Annotated in this window: 20 protein-coding genes; 12 read left to right on the forward strand and 8 right to left on the reverse strand. The window is 62.7% G+C overall.

Going from position 1 to position 19123, the window contains the following annotated elements; all coding sequences use genetic code 11:
* Positions 1–49: 49 nt before the first annotated feature.
* Entirely contained in the window at positions 50–574 is a 525-nt protein-coding gene (locus ACLFLU_RS35825) for a Dps family protein (RefSeq protein WP_426409382.1), read from the reverse strand.
* Positions 575–678: 104 nt separating this feature from the next.
* On the opposite strand from ACLFLU_RS35825, the gene ACLFLU_RS35830 reads away from it, so the two are divergent.
* On the forward strand, positions 679–1380 hold the full coding sequence (locus ACLFLU_RS35830; RefSeq protein ID WP_426409383.1) for a class I SAM-dependent methyltransferase: 702 nt from the start codon (positions 679–681) through the stop codon (positions 1378–1380).
* Between the two features lie 272 nt (positions 1381–1652).
* Here ACLFLU_RS35830 and ACLFLU_RS35835 read toward each other — a convergent pair whose 3' ends face one another.
* A complete protein-coding gene (locus tag ACLFLU_RS35835) occupies positions 1653–2024 on the reverse strand; it encodes an ArsR/SmtB family transcription factor (protein ID WP_426409384.1) in 372 nt (123 codons plus the stop codon).
* Between the two features lie 113 nt (positions 2025–2137).
* On the opposite strand from ACLFLU_RS35835, the gene ACLFLU_RS35840 reads away from it, so the two are divergent.
* The 4 genes from ACLFLU_RS35840 to ACLFLU_RS35855 all read left to right on the forward strand — a co-directional run bounded on the left by ACLFLU_RS35840 (position 2138) and on the right by ACLFLU_RS35855 (position 8140).
* Entirely contained in the window at positions 2138–3307 is a 1170-nt protein-coding gene (locus tag ACLFLU_RS35840; protein WP_426409385.1) for an MFS transporter, read from the forward strand.
* 143 nt (positions 3308–3450) lie between these two features.
* The gene (gene carB / locus ACLFLU_RS35845; protein WP_426409386.1) at positions 3451–6915 is read left to right on the forward strand and encodes a carbamoyl-phosphate synthase large subunit; all 3465 of its coding nucleotides are present in this window, start codon (positions 3451–3453) and stop codon (positions 6913–6915) included.
* A gap of 208 nt (positions 6916–7123) precedes the next feature.
* The gene (greA, locus tag ACLFLU_RS35850; RefSeq protein ID WP_212236205.1) at positions 7124–7597 is read left to right on the forward strand and encodes a transcription elongation factor GreA; all 474 of its coding nucleotides are present in this window, start codon (positions 7124–7126) and stop codon (positions 7595–7597) included.
* 147 nt (positions 7598–7744) lie between these two features.
* Positions 7745–8140, forward strand: coding sequence for a DoxX family protein (locus ACLFLU_RS35855; RefSeq protein ID WP_426409387.1), 396 nt, complete (start codon positions 7745–7747; stop codon positions 8138–8140).
* A 105-nt stretch (positions 8141–8245) separates the two neighbouring features.
* Here ACLFLU_RS35855 and ACLFLU_RS35860 read toward each other — a convergent pair whose 3' ends face one another.
* Complete coding sequence (locus tag ACLFLU_RS35860) at positions 8246–8725, reverse strand: Lrp/AsnC family transcriptional regulator (RefSeq protein WP_057741909.1); 480 nt, start codon at positions 8723–8725, stop codon at positions 8246–8248.
* 266 nt (positions 8726–8991) lie between these two features.
* Here ACLFLU_RS35860 and trxB point away from each other — a divergent pair, with 266 nt between their 5' ends.
* From trxB to ACLFLU_RS35885, 5 genes are all read left to right on the forward strand, one after another.
* On the forward strand, positions 8992–9957 hold the full coding sequence (trxB, locus tag ACLFLU_RS35865; protein WP_426409388.1) for a thioredoxin-disulfide reductase: 966 nt from the start codon (positions 8992–8994) through the stop codon (positions 9955–9957).
* A 5-nt stretch (positions 9958–9962) separates the two neighbouring features.
* Entirely contained in the window at positions 9963–10886 is a 924-nt protein-coding gene (locus tag ACLFLU_RS35870) for a LysR family transcriptional regulator (RefSeq protein WP_027534296.1), read from the forward strand.
* A 446-nt stretch (positions 10887–11332) separates the two neighbouring features.
* Positions 11333–12304: a 4-hydroxy-tetrahydrodipicolinate synthase family protein gene (locus ACLFLU_RS35875; protein WP_426409389.1), complete on the forward strand. Its 972-nt coding sequence runs from the start codon at positions 11333–11335 to the stop codon at positions 12302–12304.
* A 297-nt stretch (positions 12305–12601) separates the two neighbouring features.
* Positions 12602–12748 carry a hypothetical protein gene (locus ACLFLU_RS35880; protein WP_426409390.1) on the forward strand — a complete coding sequence of 49 codons (147 nt, stop codon included), beginning with the start codon at positions 12602–12604 and terminating at the stop codon, positions 12746–12748.
* A 132-nt stretch (positions 12749–12880) separates the two neighbouring features.
* Entirely contained in the window at positions 12881–13027 is a 147-nt protein-coding gene (locus tag ACLFLU_RS35885; RefSeq protein ID WP_198029538.1) for a hypothetical protein, read from the forward strand.
* Between the two features lie 76 nt (positions 13028–13103).
* On the opposite strand, the gene ACLFLU_RS35890 is transcribed toward ACLFLU_RS35885, so the two are convergent.
* Together ACLFLU_RS35890 and ACLFLU_RS35895 are read right to left on the reverse strand one after the other, a co-directional pair.
* Entirely contained in the window at positions 13104–13781 is a 678-nt protein-coding gene (locus ACLFLU_RS35890; RefSeq protein ID WP_028150667.1) for a ParA family protein, read from the reverse strand.
* Positions 13782–14180: 399 nt separating this feature from the next.
* Positions 14181–14510 (reverse strand): hypothetical protein, encoded by a 330-nt coding sequence (locus tag ACLFLU_RS35895; protein ID WP_426409391.1) that lies wholly within the window; start codon positions 14508–14510, stop codon positions 14181–14183.
* Between the two features lie 455 nt (positions 14511–14965).
* Here ACLFLU_RS35895 and ACLFLU_RS35900 point away from each other — a divergent pair, with 455 nt between their 5' ends.
* The gene (locus ACLFLU_RS35900; protein ID WP_426409392.1) at positions 14966–15910 is read left to right on the forward strand and encodes an AEC family transporter; all 945 of its coding nucleotides are present in this window, start codon (positions 14966–14968) and stop codon (positions 15908–15910) included.
* 81 nt (positions 15911–15991) lie between these two features.
* On the opposite strand, the gene tenA is transcribed toward ACLFLU_RS35900, so the two are convergent.
* Complete coding sequence (tenA, locus tag ACLFLU_RS35905) at positions 15992–16666, reverse strand: thiaminase II (RefSeq protein ID WP_426414143.1); 675 nt, start codon at positions 16664–16666, stop codon at positions 15992–15994.
* Positions 16667–16710: 44 nt separating this feature from the next.
* Positions 16711–16845, reverse strand: a complete 135-nt coding sequence (locus tag ACLFLU_RS35910) for a hypothetical protein (RefSeq protein WP_426409393.1) — start codon at positions 16843–16845, stop codon at positions 16711–16713.
* A 91-nt stretch (positions 16846–16936) separates the two neighbouring features.
* Between ACLFLU_RS35910 and ACLFLU_RS35915 the strand changes: the two genes are divergently transcribed.
* A complete protein-coding gene (locus ACLFLU_RS35915) occupies positions 16937–17272 on the forward strand; it encodes a hypothetical protein (protein ID WP_426409394.1) in 336 nt (111 codons plus the stop codon).
* Positions 17273–18056: 784 nt separating this feature from the next.
* Here the strand turns inward: ACLFLU_RS35915 and ACLFLU_RS35920 are convergent.
* On the reverse strand, positions 18057–19079 hold the full coding sequence (locus ACLFLU_RS35920; protein WP_426409395.1) for a glycoside hydrolase domain-containing protein: 1023 nt from the start codon (positions 19077–19079) through the stop codon (positions 18057–18059).
* Between the last annotated feature and the right edge of the window lie 44 nt (positions 19080–19123).

The following is a 19123-nucleotide window of genomic DNA, read 5'->3' on the forward strand; positions in this document are numbered from 1 at the left end:
CGTCCCGGCGCAGGCCGGGACGACGTTGTGGATGCAGCCCGACCTGAAATTACGCCTCGTTGCCGCCTTCCTGGCGGGTGGCTTCGAACAGGAACCAGGTCCGGCGCTCGGTCTCGTCGATGAAGTTCTCGAGGATGCTGGCGCTGGCGACGTCGCCGGCCTCGTCGCAAACCTCGTGCGCCTTGCGCATTGCCGCGGCGACATGCTTGTTGTCCTGCATCAGCTCGCGCAGCATTTCGCGCGGCGGGACGTAATCCTCGTTGTTGTCCTTGATGGTCTGGAGCTTTGCGATCTGGCCGATCGACTTCACCGTGCCGCCGCCGATCTTGCGGACGCGCTCGGCGAGCTGGTCGGTGGTGGCAAAAATCTGGTCCGACTGCTCGTCGAGCAGCAGGTGATAATCGCGGAAGTGCCGGCCGCTGATGTGCCAGTGGAAATTCTTGGTCTTGAGGTACAGCGCGAATGCGTCGGCCAGAAGCACGTTGAGCGCCTCGGAAACCTTCTTGACGGCTTGGGGCGCCAGATCGGTAGGGGTGTCGAGGTCGGGCGAGACCTTGCTGGGGGCTTTGCTCACTTGAAACCTTCCTGTTAGGACGCGGACATTGACGGCGCGCCGTCGCACCCCTAACGCAAGGCTGGCAGCGGGGTTCCAACACAGGAACCGCTGGGCGGGATACCATGGACGATTGGATCGATTATTACGACTCGACGCATACGATCTATGTCAGCAAGCTGCATCGCGATTTGCACTTCCAGATCATCGCGCGGGACATCATCGGCTACATCACCTCGCCCGAGGCGACCGTGCTGGACTATGCCTGCGGCGAGGCGCTGTCGGCGAGCCAGGTGGCAGCCGCCTGCGGCCAGTTGATTCTGGCCGAGCCCGCGCCCGGCGTGCGCGGCCGCCTGATCGCGCGGTTTGCGCCGAACACCAAGGTCCGCGTCCGTTCGCTCGACGACGTCAGCAAGATGCAGGAGCAATCCATCGACCTCGTCGTGATGAACTCGGTCGCGCAGTACATGACGGCGGAGGAGCTCGATGCCGCGCTCATCGATGTCAGACGGATCCTGAAACCGTCCGGCAAGCTGGTGCTCGGCGATATCCTCCAGCCGCATGTCGGCATGGGGCGAGACGTGGCGGCGCTGCTGTCCTTCGGCCAGCGCCACGGCTTCCTGAAGGATGCGCTGATCGGGCTCGTCAGCACCGCGCTGTCAGATTATCGTCATCTGCGCGCGCGCATCGGGCTCAAGCGCTACAGCGAGGACGAGATCACGGCCAAGCTGAAGGCGGCGGGCTTCGCCAGCCAGCGCGCCAACACCAATATCGGGCACAACCGCTGGCGCATGACCTTCATCGCGCGGCCGCCTCTGGTCCGTTAAGTTCCCTGGGTGCGTTAAGCATAACGATTGGCTGAGGTGGCTTGTCGCGCCTCGATCGGCAATGATCGCCGCGGCCCGGTGGCGGAAGCGTCTACGCGAGAGCAGTGCATCGCTCTTCATCCTGGTTCAAATCCAGGCCGGGTCTCCAGCCTTCGCTGGCTCCGCCAGCTTCGGCTCGGCAAGCCCTATCGTGGCGAAGGCTGCCGCGGCGAAGCCCGAAGGGCGAAGCCGGGCGTGGCGCAGCGGACAAAGCGCGCGCCTTCGCGCAATCTTCACCCCGCCTCCCCCACATCACACTCCGCAACAAGCTGAAGCCTGTCCGCGTCCCTGGCTGCTGACTTGAGCACTGCATCGAGCAGGCCAGGAAAGCGTGCCTCGAGATCCTCGCGGCGCAGCCGCATGAAGCGGTTCGTGCCCGCCACGCGCGTCTGCATCAACCCGCAATCGCGCAGCTTTGCGAAGTGATAGGTGAGGTTCGACTTACCGGAGAGGCCGTTGAAGTCGCCGCAGCGAAGCTCGCTGCTGACACGTTCCTGCTGGGCGAGCTGATACACGATCGCCAACCGGATCGGATCGCTCAGACAATCCAGAACCAGCGGCAGCTCGATCTGCTCGCGGGTGGGGTGGGGAGGCGTGCGGCTCATGATCCGGGAATCATAGCGATGCGGCCAGAATGTTCAATAGTTCTTGAACCAATTGACTCTCAGGTCATCAGCTTCGATAGTTCAATAAACATTGAACATAAGGATTGTTTGCAATGAGCGTGTTCTGGCTGGCCCTGGGGGCCTTTGCGATCGGCACGGAAGGCTTTGTCATTGCTGGGCTTTTGCCGTCGATCGCCAGCGACCTCTCGATTTCGGTCTCGGCCGCCGGCCAATTGGTCACCGCCTACGCCCTCACCTATGCCGTGGGCTCGCCGATCCTGGCGGTGACGCTGAACAATATCGACCGCCGCACCGTGCTGGCGCTCGCGCTCTTGACCTTCATCGCCGGAAACCTCGCTGCGATGGTCGCATCCAACTACGCCCTGCTGCTGGCCTCGCGCATGCTGATGGCGTTGGGATCAGGACTGTGCATGCCGACTGCGCTGGCGGTGTCCGTGGCGGTCGCCTCGCCGGAACGGCGCGGCCGTGCGGTGGCGCTCGTCACCTCGGGCCTCACGGTCGCGACCGTTATCGGCGTGCCCCTCGGCAATCTCGTCGGCAGCCTGCTCGGTTGGCGCGCGACCTTCGGCATGGTCGCAGTGATCGGCGCTGTTGCGCTCGCTGGCCTGCTGCTCGGCCTGCCTCGCGGGCTGCCGCGCAACACGGCCTCGCTCAACGAAAGACTGGCGGTAGCGCGTCACAGCAATGTCGTGATCGCGCTTCTGATCACGATTTTATGGGCGCTGGGCGGCTTCACCGTGTTCACCTATTTCGCGGTCCCGCTGCGCGCCCTCGGCTTCGGCGCTTCGCAGATCAGTCTGGCACTGCTGGTGTTCGGCGGCGCGGCCGCGATCGGCAACATGCTCGGCGGCGTCCTGGCCGACCGGCTGGGCACGATGGCCACCGCGGCGCTCGGGCTCGCCGGCATGGCAACCGCCCTGATCCTGCATTCGCTGGTCCTGAAGCTCTTGCCCGGACAGGCGCATTACGCGGTGCTTGGCGCGATCTTCCTCTGGGGCCTCTCGGGCTGGGCGTTCTATCCGGCCCAGATCGCCAGCATCATCCGGATCGAGCCGCAGGCCTCGATGATCGCTCTCTCGCTCAACGCGTCGGCCATGTATCTCGGCTTCGCCATCGGCGGGGCCCTGGGCGGGGCCGTGCTGACCACCCTCTCGCCAAACGACCTCGGCTGGATCGGCGGAACGAGCGTCGCGGCCTCGCTTCTGGTGCATCTCGCCCGTGGTTGGCAGGCGCGGCCGAAACCCGTCAAAATTGCTGGTTGATGGGGCGTTTTTCGGGGTTTCGCCGCCCCGAAAACTGGTCTAAGACCCACCCGCGCGCGAGGGAAGACCCCGCGCTCTCGCACAAGGGGACGCGCGGCAAGCGCGCCCTTTTTTTGTGCCCGAATTCCAGCCCGCGAGCGGTGATGCCTAAACGAACCGACATCTCGACCATCCTGATCATCGGCGCCGGTCCCATCGTGATCGGCCAGGCCTGCGAGTTCGACTATTCGGGCACGCAGGCGGTGAAGACGCTGAAGGAAGAGGGCTATCGCATCGTCCTCGTCAATTCCAACCCGGCCACGATCATGACCGACCCGGAATTGGCCGATGCGACCTATATCGAGCCGATCACACCCGAGATCGTCGCAAAGATCATCGAGAAGGAACGTCACGTCGTTCCCGGCGGCTTCGCGCTGCTGCCGACCATGGGCGGACAGACCGCGCTGAACTGCGCGCTGTCGCTGCGCCGGCAGGGCACGCTGGACAAGTTCGACGTCGAGATGATCGGCGCGACCGCCGATGCCATCGACAAGGCCGAGGATCGCCAGCTGTTCCGCGAGGCCATGACCAAGATCGGGCTCGAGACGCCGAAGTCGCGTCTCGCCAATGCGTCCGAGCTGAAGAAGTCGTTCCGCGACAAGTACCACGCCGAACGCGAGAAGCTGTCGGGCGCAGCGCTCGAAGAACTCGATCGGCAGTGGACCCTCGGCGAGAGCGACCGCCGCAAGCGCTACCAGGAATATGCTTTCGGCCAGGCCATGATGGCGCTGTCCGAGATCGGCCTGCCCGCGATCATCCGCCCCTCCTTCACCATGGGCGGCACCGGCGGCGGCATCGCCTATAACAAGGAAGAGTTCCTCGACATCATCGAGCGCGGTCTTGATGCGTCCCCCACCAACGAAATCCTGATCGAGGAATCCGTCCTCGGTTGGAAGGAGTTCGAGATGGAGGTGGTGCGCGACAAGAAGGACAATTGCATCATCGTCTGCTCGATCGAGAATTTCGATCCGATGGGCGTGCACACCGGCGACTCCATCACGGTCGCTCCGGCGCTGACGCTGACGGACAAGGAATACCAGATCATGCGCGACGCCTCGCTGGCGGTGCTGCGCGAGATCGGCGTCGAGACCGGCGGCTCCAACGTGCAATTCGGCGTCAATCCGGAAGACGGCCGCATGGTCGTGATCGAAATGAATCCGCGCGTGTCGCGTTCATCCGCGCTGGCCTCGAAGGCCACGGGCTTCCCGATCGCAAAGGTCGCGGCCAAGCTCGCGATCGGCTACACGCTCGACGAAATCGCCAACGACATCACCGGCGGCGCGACGCCGGCCTCGTTCGAGCCGACGATCGATTACGTGGTGACCAAGATCCCGCGTTTCGCCTTCGAGAAATTCCCGGGTGCATCGACCACGCTGACAACGTCGATGAAGTCGGTCGGCGAGGTCATGGCGATCGGCCGCACCTTCCAGGAGAGCCTGCAGAAGGCGCTGCGCGGGCTCGAGACCGGTCTGACCGGCCTCGACGAGATCGAGATCGAGGGACTGGGCCAGCACGACGACAAGAATGCGATCCGCGCCGCGCTCGGCACGCCGACGCCGAACCGCATTCTCCAGGTCGCGCAAGCCATGCGGCTCGGCTGGTCGAACGAGGACATCTTCAACTCCTGCAAGATCGACCCTTGGTTCCTCGGCGAGATGCGCGGCATCGTCGACATGGAGGAGAAGGTCAGGAAGCACGGCCTGCCCGGCAATGCCTTCGGCATGCGTACGCTCAAGGCCATGGGTTTCTCGGACGCGCGCCTTGCGGTGCTCGCCGAGACGACGGAGGCCGAGCTCACCGCGAAGCGTCACGCGCTCGGCGTCCGTCCGGTCTACAAGCGCATCGACACATGCGCGGCCGAATTCGCCTCGCCCACCGCCTACATGTACTCGACCTACGAATCGCCGTTTGCTGGCAGCGTTGCCGACGAGAGCACGCCGTCGGACAAGAAGAAGGTCATCATCCTCGGCGGCGGCCCGAACCGTATCGGCCAGGGCATCGAGTTCGATTATTGCTGCTGTCACGCCTGCTTCGCGCTGCATGACGCCGGCTACGAATCCATCATGGTCAACTGCAATCCGGAAACGGTGTCGACCGACTACGACACCGCGGACCGGCTCTATTTCGAGCCGCTCACCGCCGAGGACGTGCTGGAGATCATCGCGAAGGAGCGCAGCAACGGCACGCTGCATGGCGTGATCGTGCAGTTCGGCGGCCAGACCCCGCTCAAGCTCGCGCGGGCGCTGGAAGCTGCCGAAGTGCCGATCCTCGGCACCTCGCCCGACGCCATCGACCTTGCCGAAGACCGCGACCGCTTCAAGCGCGTGCTCGACAAGCTGCGGCTGAAGCAGCCTAAGAACGGCATCGCCTATTCGGTCGAGCAGGCCCGCCTGGTTGCGACCGATCTCGGCCTGCCCCTGGTGGTGCGCCCGTCCTATGTGCTCGGCGGCCGCGCGATGCAGATCATCCGCGAAGAGAACCAGCTCAGCGATTACCTGCTCGGCACGCTGCCCGAGCTGGTGCCGGCCGACGTCAAGGCGCGCTACCCGAACGACAAGACCGGGCAGATCAACACCGTGCTCGGCAAGAACCCGCTGCTGTTCGACCGTTATCTGTCCGACGCCACCGAGATCGACGTCGACTGCCTCTGCGACGGCAAGGACACCTTCATCGTCGGCATCATGGAGCACATCGAGGAAGCCGGCATCCATTCCGGCGATAGTGCCTGCTCGCTGCCGCCGCACTCGCTCGACGCCAAGATGATCGAGGAGCTGGAGCGGCAGACCCGCGAGCTCGCGCTCGGCCTCGACGTCGTTGGCCTGATGAACGTGCAATACGCGATCAAGGACGGCGAGATCTACGTGCTCGAAGTCAATCCACGCGCCTCGCGCACGGTGCCGTTCGTCGCCAAGGTGGTCGGCACGCCGGTCGCAAAGATCGCCGCGCGGATCATGGCCGGCGAGAAGCTCGCCGACTTCAAGCTGAAGAAGGCCGACTTCAAGCATGTCGGCGTGAAGGAATCGGTGTTTCCGTTCGCCCGCTTCCCCGGCGTCGACACGGTGCTTGGTCCGGAGATGCGCTCGACCGGCGAGGTCATGGGCATCGACCGCTCCTTCGCGGTCGCATTCGCCAAGAGCCAACTCGGCGGCGGCACGCGGGTGCCGCGCAAGGGCACGGTGTTCGTTTCGGTGCGCGAGAGCGACAAGACGCGCATCGCGGAGGCCGTTCGCGAATTGCATTCGCTCGGCTTCAAGGTGCTGGCGACATCGGGAACGGCACGCTTCCTGACCGATGAGGGCATCCCGACCGAGAAGGTGAACAAGGTGCTGGAGGGGCGGCCGCACATCGTCGACGCGATCACCAACGGCGACGTCCAGCTGGTCTTCAACACCACCGAAGGCCCGCAAGCGCTCGCCGACAGCCGATCGCTGCGGCGCGCGGCCCTCTTGCATAAAGTGCCGTATTACACCACTCTTTCCGGGGCCGTGGCGGCCGCGCAGGGCATCCGCGCCTACCTTGGCGGAGACCTTGAGGTTCGTACCCTGCAGAGCTACTTTTCGGAAACCTGATCGCGAACGGCGGCTCCGCTGCCGCTAAGTGATTGGCAATGAAGCCACAATGGCCGGAGGAACTGTCCGGCCATGTGGTTGTTCTGTTCCGGCGCCAGACCCACATAACGTTCCGGTGCCACGAGTTCAGCGCCGGACACAACTGACGAATCAAGGTTGGCGCGCCCTTTACATTTGTCGGGCGCACGACCGAAGGACGAGAGAAGAGATGGAAAAGGTTCCGATGACTGCGAGCGGCTTTGCCGCACTCGGGGAAGAATTGAAGAAGCGCCAGTCCGAGGACCGTCCGCGCATCATCGAGCATATCGCCGAGGCGCGTTCGCACGGCGACCTGTCCGAGAACGCCGAATACCATGCCGCGAAGGAAGAGCAGTCCCACAATGAGGGCCGCATCGCCGAGCTCGAGGACAAGCTCGCGCGCGCCGACATCATCGATATTTCAAAGCTCTCCGGCGACACCATCAAGTTCGGTGCCACTGTGACGCTGGTCGACGAGGACACCGAGAAGAAGGCGGTGTGGCAGATCGTCGGCGAGGTCGAGGCCGACGCCAAGAAGGGCCGCATCTCCATCACTTCGCCACTGGCGCGCGCGCTGATCGGCAAGAAGAAGGGCTCGACCGTCGAGGTCAACGCCCCCGGCGGCGCCAAGGCGTATGAGATCACCAAGGTGGAGTGGCGGTAAGGATTTGCCGTCGCCCGCGCTAACGCCTTGAAAAGGCCGCGCCCCGCGCGGCCTTTTTTATGTCTGCTCGTTTCCGCGCTCGATTGTGAACCCCTCGCGCCTCCGCCATGCTGGCGTCGCCGTACGCCAGGCCTCAAGGAGGACACGATGGACATCGATCGCATCGCCGCGCAGAGCCAGCCCTATCTGCTCAGCCTGTTCAGGTTCGTCACCGGGCTTCTCTTCTTCCACTACGGCGTCGCGAAGCTGTTCAAATATCCGCCCATCGACATGTTTGCCGACGTCACGCCGCTGTCGCTATGGGGCGTCGCCGGCATGCTCGAATTCGTGCTCGGTGGGCTGTTGATGCTGGGCCTGTTGACCCGCTTGGTCGCCTTCATCCTGTCGGGCGAGATGGCCTTTGCCTATTTCATCGAGCATTTGCCGCACAGCTTCTTCCCGCTCGTCAACGACGGCGCGCTGGCGATCGTGCTCTGCTTTGCCTGCCTCTATCTCGCAGCGGCAGGCGGCGGTCCGATCAGTATAGACGCGATGCGGCGGTGACCGTTCGCCTTCCACCCGTCATTGCGAGCGCAGCGAAGCAATCCAGTCTGTCGCTGCGGAAAGATTCTGGATTGCTTCGCTCCGCTCGCAATGACGGAGGAGGTCCTACCGTCTTCCCTTCACGTCCAGCGGGACCGCCGCCTCATACTTCGAATTGTGCAGCACCAGCGAGGTCCGCACGTTCCGCACGTGCGGTGCGGCGGTCAGGTGCGTCACGAAATCCTGGAAGGTCGCCATGTCGGGAGCGACGCATTTCAGGATGAAATCGACCTCGCCGGACAGCATCCAGCACTCCCGGACCAGCGGCTCGGCGCGCACGAACTCCTCGAAGGCGCGCAAATCCGCCTCTGCCTGGCTGGAGAGGTGCACGGCTGCGAACACCGTGACGTCGAAGCCGAGCTTTCGCGCATCCAAGAGCCCGCGGTAGCCGTGGATGTAGCCCTCCTCCTCCAGCGCCCGGACCCGGCGCAGGCAGGGCGGAGGCGAAATGCCGACCCGTTTGGCGAGCTCGACATTGGTGATTCGACCGTCGGCCTGGATTTCGGACAGAATCTTGAGGTCGATCTCGTCTAGGTTCCGCGACACGTGATTGGAACTCCTGGCCTTACGGCGGTATCGGGTGGGTCTGTCGCAATCCTCATAGCCCAATCCAAGCCAACTGAGCAATTTTATTGCGCGTGCAGCGCAATCGACTTTTGTTCCTTGTTGGAAAAATCCGCCGACAGGGAATGCAATTCTTGCATAGCTCACCAGAAGGCTTAGATTAGCTCTGATATTTCAGCGCCTCCGCGAGGCCTCCCGGCACGTTCCGCGCGCGCGCTGCAATCCCCCGGTGAAAGGCGTCCGTGAATATGTCCGCCCCTGTCCATGCAAAGGTCGTCATTATTGGCTCCGGCCCCGCCGGCTACACCGCGGCGATCTACGCCGCGCGCGCGATGCTCGAGCCGATTCTGATCCAGGGCATCCAGCCGGGCGGCCAGCTCACCATCACCACCGATGTCGAGAACTATCCGGGCTTCGCCGACGTGATCCAGGGCCCTTGGCTGATGGAACAGATGGAGAAGCAGGCGGTCCATGTCGGCACCAGGATCGTCACCGACCTGGTCACCAAGCTTGAGACCGGGCGGCGGCCGTTCCGCCTGACCTGCGATTCGGGCGACGTCTATCTCGCCGAGACCGTGATCCTCGCCACCGGCGCGCAAGCGCGCTGGCTCGGGCTGCCGTCCGAGGCAAAATTCCAGGGCGGCGGCGTGTCGGCCTGCGCCACCTGCGACGGCTTCTTCTACCGCAACAAGGACGTCGTGGTGGTCGGCGGCGGCAATACCGCAGTCGAGGAGGCGCTGTACCTGACCAACCATGCCTCGCAGGTCACCATCGTGCATCGCCGCGATCACTTCCGCGCCGAGCGCATCCTGCAGGAGCGCCTGTTCAAGCACCCGAAGATCAAGGTGGTCTGGGACTCCGCCGTCCACGAGATCTGCGGCACCGAGAACCCGAACAAGGTCACCCATGTGCGCCTGAAGAACGTCAAGACCGGTGCGCTTTCGGATTTGAAGACCGACGGCATCTTCATTGCCATCGGCCACGCGCCGGCGACGGAGCTCGTGAAAGACCAGATCAAGCTGAAACCGTCGGGCTATGTCGAGGTCGCCCCGAACTCGACCGCGACCTCCGTGCCCGGCCTGTTCGCCGCCGGCGACGTCGCTGACGAAACCTATCGCCAGGCCGTGACGGCCGCCGGCCTCGGCTGCATGGCAGCCCTCGAGGCCGAACGTTTCTTGGCCCTGCGCGCCAGCGAGCGCGCGGCAGCGGAATAACGATCATGCCTCGAACACGCGACGGATTTACGGATATGGATTGGGACAAGCTGAAGGTGTTTCACGCGGCGGCGGAAGCGGGCAGCTTCACGCATGCGGGAGAGCAGCTCGGCCTGTCGCAATCGGCGGTCTCACGCCAGGTCTCGGCACTGGAGCAGGAGCTCTCGGTCTCGCTGTTCCACCGCCACGCCCGCGGCCTGATCCTCACCGAGCAAGGCGACCTCTTGTTCCGCACCGCGCATGACGTGTTCATGCAACTTCAGGCGGCGCGCGCGAAACTGACCGACAGCCGCGAGCGGCCGAGCGGCGATCTCAAGATCACCACCACGCCCGGCGTCGGCATCAACTGGCTGATCCCTCGGCTCGGCGAATTCACCGCGCTCTATCCGGAGATCCGGATCTCGCTGATCGTCACCGACGAGGAGCTGGACCTGTCGATGCGCGAGGCCGACGTTGCGATCCGCACCCGCAAGCCGACGCAGCCGGATCTGATCCAGCGCAAGCTTTTCGCGATGGGCTTCCACGCCTATTGCTCGCCGGATTACATCAAGCGCTTCGGCACGCCGCGGACGCTGGAGGAGCTCGACTCCCACCGCATCATCACGCTGTCTGACGGCAACTTCGCGCCGCATCTTCAGAACCGCAACTGGCTGGTCGAAGCCGGGCGCAACGGCTCGGGTCCGCGCGAGGCTTATTTCAGGGTCAACAACATCCTTGGCCTGGTGCGCGCCTGTCAGCAGGGCCTCGGCATCGCGGCACTGCCGGATTACCTGATCGAAGAACAGAGCCGCCTCGTACAACTGTTCGGCGAATCGGATTCGATCCAGCTCGATACGTATTTCGTCTATCCGGAAGAGCTGAAGACCGTCGCGCGCGTGCAGGTGTTCCGCGACTTCGTGGTGAGCAAGGCGCAGCGCTGGCCGTCGTGATTTCCGCATGACTGACATGCGGCCTCGGCTGTTGCTGCATGCCGCTCGTCAAGCCCATACTGCTTGCACGCTGAGCCTTCGCGTTGCGCATTTGTCCCCCTCCTCCAGTGGCGCGGGAGTTCAGTAATCCCTCTTGGAAGGTGATTGTGTCGGCCTCACGTGGCCAATACCTAAGCCGGGCCTTCGGGTCCGGCTTTTTTTCTGCCCAATTCGGCTTTCGCCTTCCGCGTGTATTGACAGTTTTGGGCATACCCCGCATCATTTCCAAATGATCACGAAGTCGTGCGCAATCGTCTCGAAAAAAGGCCCCCACCCGGGGACCTCGGATTCTTGCGCGCGCTAATCACCGCTTCGTCATCGCAAGCAAATCCCGAAAACCCCGCCGCCTGGACGGGGTTTTTTCATGAGCCTCCGTCTCAGGTTTTTCTTTGAGAAGGAGAATAAACATGACCGACTTGCGAACCCATATGCATGGGCTCTGGCTGCCGCTGGTGACGCCGTTTCGGAACAGTCGCCTCGACGAGACGTCGCTGCGGCGGCTGACGCGACACTACGCCGCGCAAAGCATCGACGGCTTCATCCTGGGGGCGACCTCGGGCGAAGGCATGACGCTGCGCGACGCCGAGCTCGAGCGCCTCGTCGCCATCGTCAGCGACGAGATGGCGGCCGGCCGCCGGACGTTGCCGATCGGCCTCGGACTGTCGGGCGCGGACACGTCGCGGATGAAGGAGCGGCTGGATGAGACCGCGGACTGGCCGATCGACTTCTATCTGATCGCAAGCCCCTATTACGTGCGGCCGTCGCAGCGCGGCATCCTCGCGCATTTCGAGGCGCTGGCCGATCACGCCGCCTGGCCGCTCGCGCTCTACAACATCCCCTATCGCTGCGCCGTCGGCATCACCAACCAGACCATGCTGCGACTCGCCGAGCATCCCAACATCATCGGCCTGAAGGATTGCGGCGCGAGCCGCGAGCAATCCATCGGCTTGCTGCGCGATCGGCCGAAGGGCTTTCGCGTGCTGACCGGCGAGGACGCGAACTACTTTGAGGCACTCAGCGACGGCGCCGATGGCGGCATTTTACTGTCGGCCCATCTCGAGACCGCAACCTTCGCCGCCGTGCATGCCGAGCTGAAGCGCGGCAACCAGGACGCGGCGCTGGCGCGCTGGCAGGACGTCACGGAGCTGACACGGTTGCTCTTCACTGAACCGAGCCCCGCGCCGGCGAAGTACTGGCTGTGGCGAGCGGGCCTGATCGACAGCCCCGAGGTGCGCCTGCCGATGGTGGAGGTGAGCAGCGAGCTCGCGGCCGCGATTGATCGCGAGATCGAGCGGAGGTCAGAAAAATCGGTCTATGAGGAACCGTTGGTGGCACTACGCCCCGACAGCCATATGGCAACACCTTTCATCCAGACCTGAGCATGGACGGGTCGAGACATTTCCGATGTCCGCGTGGCTGCGCCGCGACATCGGGCTGAGCGAGGACGTCGTGACATCGGTTTGGGATCACCTGGACGAGATCAGGCGCAAGCATAGTGGGTGGTGTTAGCCCCTCACCCACCCTCTCCCCAGAAGAACGGGGAGAGGGTGTGAGAGAGCATCGTGTGGTTAACCGGGTGCGAACGGACTTCGCACCTGCCGCATGGCGCATCCACGCCGCGTTTACGCAATCGCGCCTATCGTTCCCTGCAGAGTCTTCAACAGGGGGGAATGACCATGGGGCAACGCGTTCGCCCGACCGCGGCGGAAATCTTCGCGCCTGCCGATCTTTTGCAGGGAATTCTGGTGGTGTCGTCGTTCGGCTTCTGGGCCGTGCTGCTCGGCCTGATGCCGGTGCTGCTGTTTCGGGTCTGGCTCGCCTGACGACGCGAGATCGCGGGCATGGTTAAGCCGGGGTCACAAATGCGCTCAAAATGCGAGCGCCGCAGCGAGCCTGAATTTTAAAACATCCCGCGTATCGTTCGGCCCATAAGCGAAGAAATCGCGGGGGCGATCTTGAACAATCAGAATGATGCGGCGTCGCATTATGACGCCGGACAGCAGGGCTTTTCCACCGAAGACATCATCTGGGCCGTCGGCATCTGGTCGGTGATCCTGACGCTGTCGCCGGTCATCGTGTTCTACATGCTGATGATCGCGTAACGTCACCATCAGTCCCCAGAAACGCAAAACGCGCGAACATCCGCGCGTTTTTCGTCCGGGGAAATGATTGATGAAATTATGCCGCCTGCTTGTGCATTGCGCCGGAAGCCGACGCCGTGCCGCGAATAGCTTTCACTGAACGCTCGATCGCCGCCCACAGCCTCGCAATTTCCTGAGCTGCACGGCTCTCGGCCTGATACTCCCGCGCGCCTTCGCCGTGGCTGAGTGCCATCAGCAAATCCGAACGGTTGGTGATCTGACCGCCCCACACCGGAGCGCGGAATTTTGCCAGCGCCTCGCGGGCGATGGTGACGATCGGGCTTTCGGACTCGTCGCGCCGCGCCGGTGCACCGTTGAGCACGACCGCATAGGGCTTGCGCGCCGCACGGCACATCTGGATGGTTTCCTGGACCGCGTTGACGTCGAACACGCCGGGCCGTGCCGGGATGACCACCATCGTCGCGTTCTTGATCGCGTCGTCGACCACGGCCGAGAGATTCGGCGGCGTGTCGATCAGCACCCATTCGTAACCGTCGCGCTTGGCAGCGGAGACGATGCCGCTGACCGAGTTCACCGCTGCCTTGATCGGCGGCTCGTTGGTGCCACGCAGCTTGTGCCACAGCGTGAGCGAGCCTTGCGGATCCGCGTCGACAAGCATTACCTGCTTGCTCGCCTTGATCTGCGCAGCGAGATGTGCGGCCAGGGTACTCTTGCCCGAGCCGCCTTTACGCGATGCAAAAACAATAACGTTCATACCTCTGGCCTCCAGATTGACCCCAGGCCGCGAAAATGAATCACCGCGCTGATTCGTGAAAGAAAAATCTATCGGGAGTTGACTCAGAGCCACGAAATAACAAGACGTGTTGGCTTTGAGTCACACTGCTGCGTGCGACGACAGACACGAACCGTCATGAATCGCTGTTCACGCGGGCAATCGAGCGTTTTGCAGGCCATTTCAAGGGGAAGAGCGGATTGCAACCTCGCCGCGCAAATCTTCACGCGGTCTTTCCCATTGCGCGTGGTCGCAATCGCTGCAGGCGCCCGCGCGGCCTACGCGAACAAAACGAGTCCGGTGGCTGTCGCGTGGCTGATGCACCCTAAGTCATTTTGACGGGAGGGGGGCGTGACCGGTTTCGAGGGCGAACGCGGACGTCTAGCCGTCGTCGGTCTTTTTCTTCTTCTTCGGCTTGGTCTTCTTCGCCACGACCGGCTTGATGTTGGTCGGTGCACCGGCGACCGGCTCCGGCCCGCGGCGGAAGAACACCGCGCATTGCGGCGACAGCTGTGCCTTCTTCCGGATCATGCAGGCGGTGATGGCATCGACGTTCGGGACGAACTCGCCGCACAGGTTCATCGCATCAGGCGTGCAGGCCTGCTGCTGCTCAGGCGTGTAGGCGAAGCCTGTGCCCGGCTGGAGCAGGACGGCGAGCGCAAGCGAGAGGCCTGCGGCGGCCAAGGATGTCTTCAAGCGAAACGCCGGCATCGATCCCCCCAAGTGTCGAGTCGCAGGGGATAGTGGGTGAACGGGCGTTCGTTGGCAACGAGGCGTGGAGCGAAACCCGAGAGCTGTGCGCTCTCGGCAACAGGGAGGGAAGCCTGCCGTCTTCTCCGCTGTCGTCACCCGCCCTGTGCGCAATTGCGCACTGGAGCGGGTGACCCAGTATTCCAGAGGCGCCTGACGTTCCCCGAGAGGCCGCGGCGTGCTGGATCCCCCGCTTTCGCGGGGGATGACGGCGGTGGGTGGGGTCGCCCCGCGGCTAGACTTCGCCAAAACAACCCCATGCATAGTAGCCAGAGCCCTGGGCGCCCTCGCGAATTCCCGACATTTGCGGATTTTACGAATTTCCTTTGACACGTCGGGCAAAACACCGGCATGATGGCAGGATCGAGAGCTGCGTGGGGTGGTCGGCCTAATCTCCCCGTGAGGGGGAGGACCGCATGGCCACCGTGTTGATCGTCGCGCCGGTGTTTGCGCTGATCGCGGCCGGCTATGCGTCGGTGCTGTTTCGCTTCGTCTCGGAGGGCGCACACAAGGGCATCTCCGAATTCGCCTTCAGCATCGCGATCCCCGCCCTGCTGTTTCGCACCATCGTCGTCTCGGAATTCCCCGACGTCAGTCCCTGGCGGATGTGGGGCGCCTATTACGGCGCGCTCGCCGTCACCTGGATCGCGGCGCTGATGATCTCGGCAGTGATGCGCGAACGGCGTGAGGACCGCGAGGACGGCGTCGTGTTCGCGATCGGCTCGGTCTACGGCAACATCGTGATGCTCGGCATTCCGCTGGTGATCTCGGCGCTGGGCAACGAGGCGGCGGGCCCGATGTCGCTGATCCTGTCGGTGAACACGCCGCTGCTCTGGCTCTGCGGCATTTTGCAGATGGAGCTTGTCAGCCGCAAGCGAACGGGCTCGCCGCTGGCGGTGATCCGGCCCGTGCTCGCAGATCTCGCGCGCAATCCGCTGATGCTGGGCATCGGTTTCGGCGTGGTCTGGCGTTTCACCGGCCTCGGCCTCAACCCCGTCGTCGACAAGACCATCGAGCTGCTCGCGCAGGCGGGATCGCCGGCCGCCCTGATCGCGCTCGGCATCAACCTGTTTCGGTTCGAGGTGAAAGGCGAGATGAGAAGCGTCGCCGCAATGAGCGCATTAAAACTGCTGGCGATGCCCGCGGTGGCGTTCGCAATGGCAAAACTCTTGAACCTGCCGCCGATCGTGACCGGCGTCGTCGTGCTGTTCGCGGCGATGCCGACCGGCGCGAATGCTTACATCTTCGCGGTTCAGTATCAGCGGATGGTGAACCCGGTGTCGGGCGCAGTGGCGCTGTGCACGCTGCTGGCGGCGGTGACGTTGCCTGTGGTGGTGATGGTGGTGGCGGGGGTGAGGTAGGTTGCACTTTGAACGCCGCCCGTTCTCGAAGCGAAGGGAAAGCGTCCAATCAGGTTATGCGCCCGACGACTGCCGAAAGGGTCATTGAACACGCAGGCCCGCGCGCCAGGCCATCTCCCAAAAGTCTGCCTCGAGTCGGGTGGCTTCCTTGAAGATCGCAATCAGCTCTGTCTCGCGCGCCGGCGTGGCGTAGAGATCGGCGAGATGCTCCAGGTGCGCCCGCGCCTTGGCAGCGACCTCCTGGTACGGCACGCCGGCGTACTCGGCGATCCAGACGCGATAGGCGTTCGTCGCAGCGTCCGCATCGGGGCGCGAGGCGAGCCGCGTTGCAATCTCCGCGTACCCGATCACGCAGGGTGCAAGAGCCACCTTGAGTGCCAGCAGATCGCCGCGCATTCCCGCGTCGAGCACGTAGCGTGTATAGGCCAGCATCTCGGCCGCCGGTGGGGTCTGTTCAAGGTCGGCCGGGGATAGACCCCAATCGGCACAGAGCTTCACATGCAGGTTCATCTCGACATCAAGGATGGCCGAAAGGCCGGCCGCTGCTTCACGCATGTCGGCAAGTCTGGGCGACTTGTAGACCGCGAGCGCGTAGGCACGAGCAAACTCGATGAGGAACAGGTAGTCTTGAACGAGGTAGTGACGAAACGCCGCCCCGGGGAGCGAGCCGTCTGCCAAACCGTTGGTGAAGGGATGCTCGGTGTAGGCCCGCCACTCAGCGGATGCTTCTGTCTTTAGACGCTCGAAGAAACTCACGGTCATTCTCGCCTGGTTGCTTTTCCATAAACGTCTTTGGCTCGCTACCGATAGCGCATTGCGAACCGAGGAGCTACGGTGACCGCGGTGGCGCTATGCACGCTGCTGGCGGCGGTGACGTTGCCGGTGGTGGTGATGGTGGTGGCGGGAGTGAGGTAGCGGCGGAGATACCGCGCCACCTGCGCAGGCCTCACGCACGCGCCCGCCACGCGATGGCCATTTTGCTCTGGCTCAACTCAGCGTGGATATCGGTTGTGATGGTGGGCTTGATTGATCACCCCGGGCAAATATTCGGTCTGGTTCAAGACGCCGGTTGGCGAAGGCGCGGGAGTCGTCGAATTCGCCCCTGACGGGACACTGGACGGCGGCGATTCCACCTTTGCTTATGCGGGAAGCTGGACCATGGCGGGCGGGCATTTCAAAGCCAGTCTCTCTGCCCGGCGTGTGACGCCGGGACCGCCGGGTGTCTTTGGATTGGATGAGATCGACATCGTGGTGTCAGGCCGCTCGACCGATGGCTCGTCCACATTCTGCACGGGCTTCGCAAAGCAAGCGCCCGGCTTGAGGCTCGAAGTGGAGCTTGTCCGTATTCTTAGCGATCACTGACATTGCAGCGCGGCCTCACGTGCTCGCTGGATCGTGTCGAGGATCGGCGCACACGACGCGGTGCAACGAAAGCCCCAGCCAGGCCGGGGCTTTTTGCGTTGGGGGAAAGCCCATCGCGCGGATGCGCGGCGTCGCGTTTCCAGCACCTGCACCGCAATGCCACTTCGGGCCCGCCGCCAGCGATCGATCAGTGCAGTCCCAGGAACGAGAGAATTGCGCCAACCACGACGATGAGACCGACGAGATAGATAATACCGTTCATTGCTCAGCTCCCTCAGCGTTGTTTGTCCCTGCTGCAACGACAAACACGCTGGATCATAAAAAGGTCCTCCACGCCGATTGCCGATTTTTCCCGAACGATGGAACGAAAGGACCCCAATGGTGCTTCTGAATTGAAAGCTATCTTGAGGAAGAGGGAACGATGAGCGCCTGGCACCAGATCGCGAGTGCGACGACGACGATTGCATTTTCGATTTGTCTCTTCCTAGCCTCGCAGATGTACGTGACGTCTCGCGTATCCGCGGCCGAGTCCGCAACCTTGCACGTGCTGAAGCTGCGAAACGCGGGGTATCGCGCGCTGCACGGCCATTGAGCCATTGAGCCCAAGCAATTGCGGTGACGGTCGACAAAGTTGGCCCTGATCAGCGTGGCGGTTAGCACACGCGCTACAGGTCTGAAATTTAGTGCACTGTCACCGTACTCCTGCGGGAACTACGACAGGAGGTTGAAGTGTCGGTCACAAGAAGGCGCTTGACCGAGAACCAGTTACGATAGATCAGCAGGATTATTTGCGCTTCCGATCCCAAGTGCCCAAGTTGGGATTGCCATCGTTCACCTGGTCAATGTCGAACGTCGGGTCTTGGCCGTGTGGGACACCAACCCACCCGTCGCATGGCAGCGATTCCCTCGATTGCAGAAGATTCACCTTGGCCGGTTTCGCCATCAGCTTCTTGAAATAATCCGAATCGCGGCCCGCAGCGCTCACCCACATATGCGGGAGCTTTAGATCGTCGCCCACACTGCACATTTCAGCCGAGCAATATATGCCGATGTCGTAGCCCGGCACCTTTTCTTTCTTGGCAAAACTCGCGAACGCCGCTTGGATTTCCTGGAAATAAGTCTTTACCACAAGCCGCATCTTTCCGATCAGTTCATCATCCTTCCCGTCGCCAAATCGTTGCCGAAGCTCATCTTCTTCAAAAGGCCCATCAATCCCAAAATAGATCGCCGTCTTGTAGGGCTGCTTGTTCTTCTCCGCGAGATTCCAGGCGAATCCTGCATCCTTGGTGCCTTCGCCATCTTGAAATTTCGATACCGAATGGCTCTTGTGCTGAAAGACCACAGCAATTTTAAATTTCGCATGTAGGATCGCTGTAGACTCATCCTCCTTCAGAATCTTGCCGGCCAGCGTAGGGTTATCGGGATCATCATAGTAACGGATGATCGTATTGACCTTGAAGTCATCCCGTAACGCGTCCAGCATCGACTTTTTTCCGTTCTGCACACTCAGTGTATGAACGGGCATCGAGATGTCGAAGACCGGGAATTTTGATTTCCCCGTACATGAAGGCCTTTCTCCCGGATACTCTAGCGGTGCCGCTTGCGCACCGAAAGCAGCAGAGGCGAGTAGGACAACGAATAGGTGACGGGCAATATGCACAGAGCAATCCTTCACGGTTGAATTTTGAGATGCTAAGATAGGTTGAATGCAGCGTCTACTGCAATCTTTCGGTTTCTTCTTGCGGCGCGTGGTTTGCAAACTGTTCGGCCAGACAAGCCACAACATGTCGATCGCAAAGGTCGGCATTGTGTTCTGCACACGCTGTCTTCTTATCGTTGAGTATCGAACTG

The organism is Bradyrhizobium ganzhouense (assembly GCF_049949285.1).
Lineage (GTDB): Bacteria > Pseudomonadota > Alphaproteobacteria > Rhizobiales > Xanthobacteraceae > Bradyrhizobium > Bradyrhizobium ganzhouense.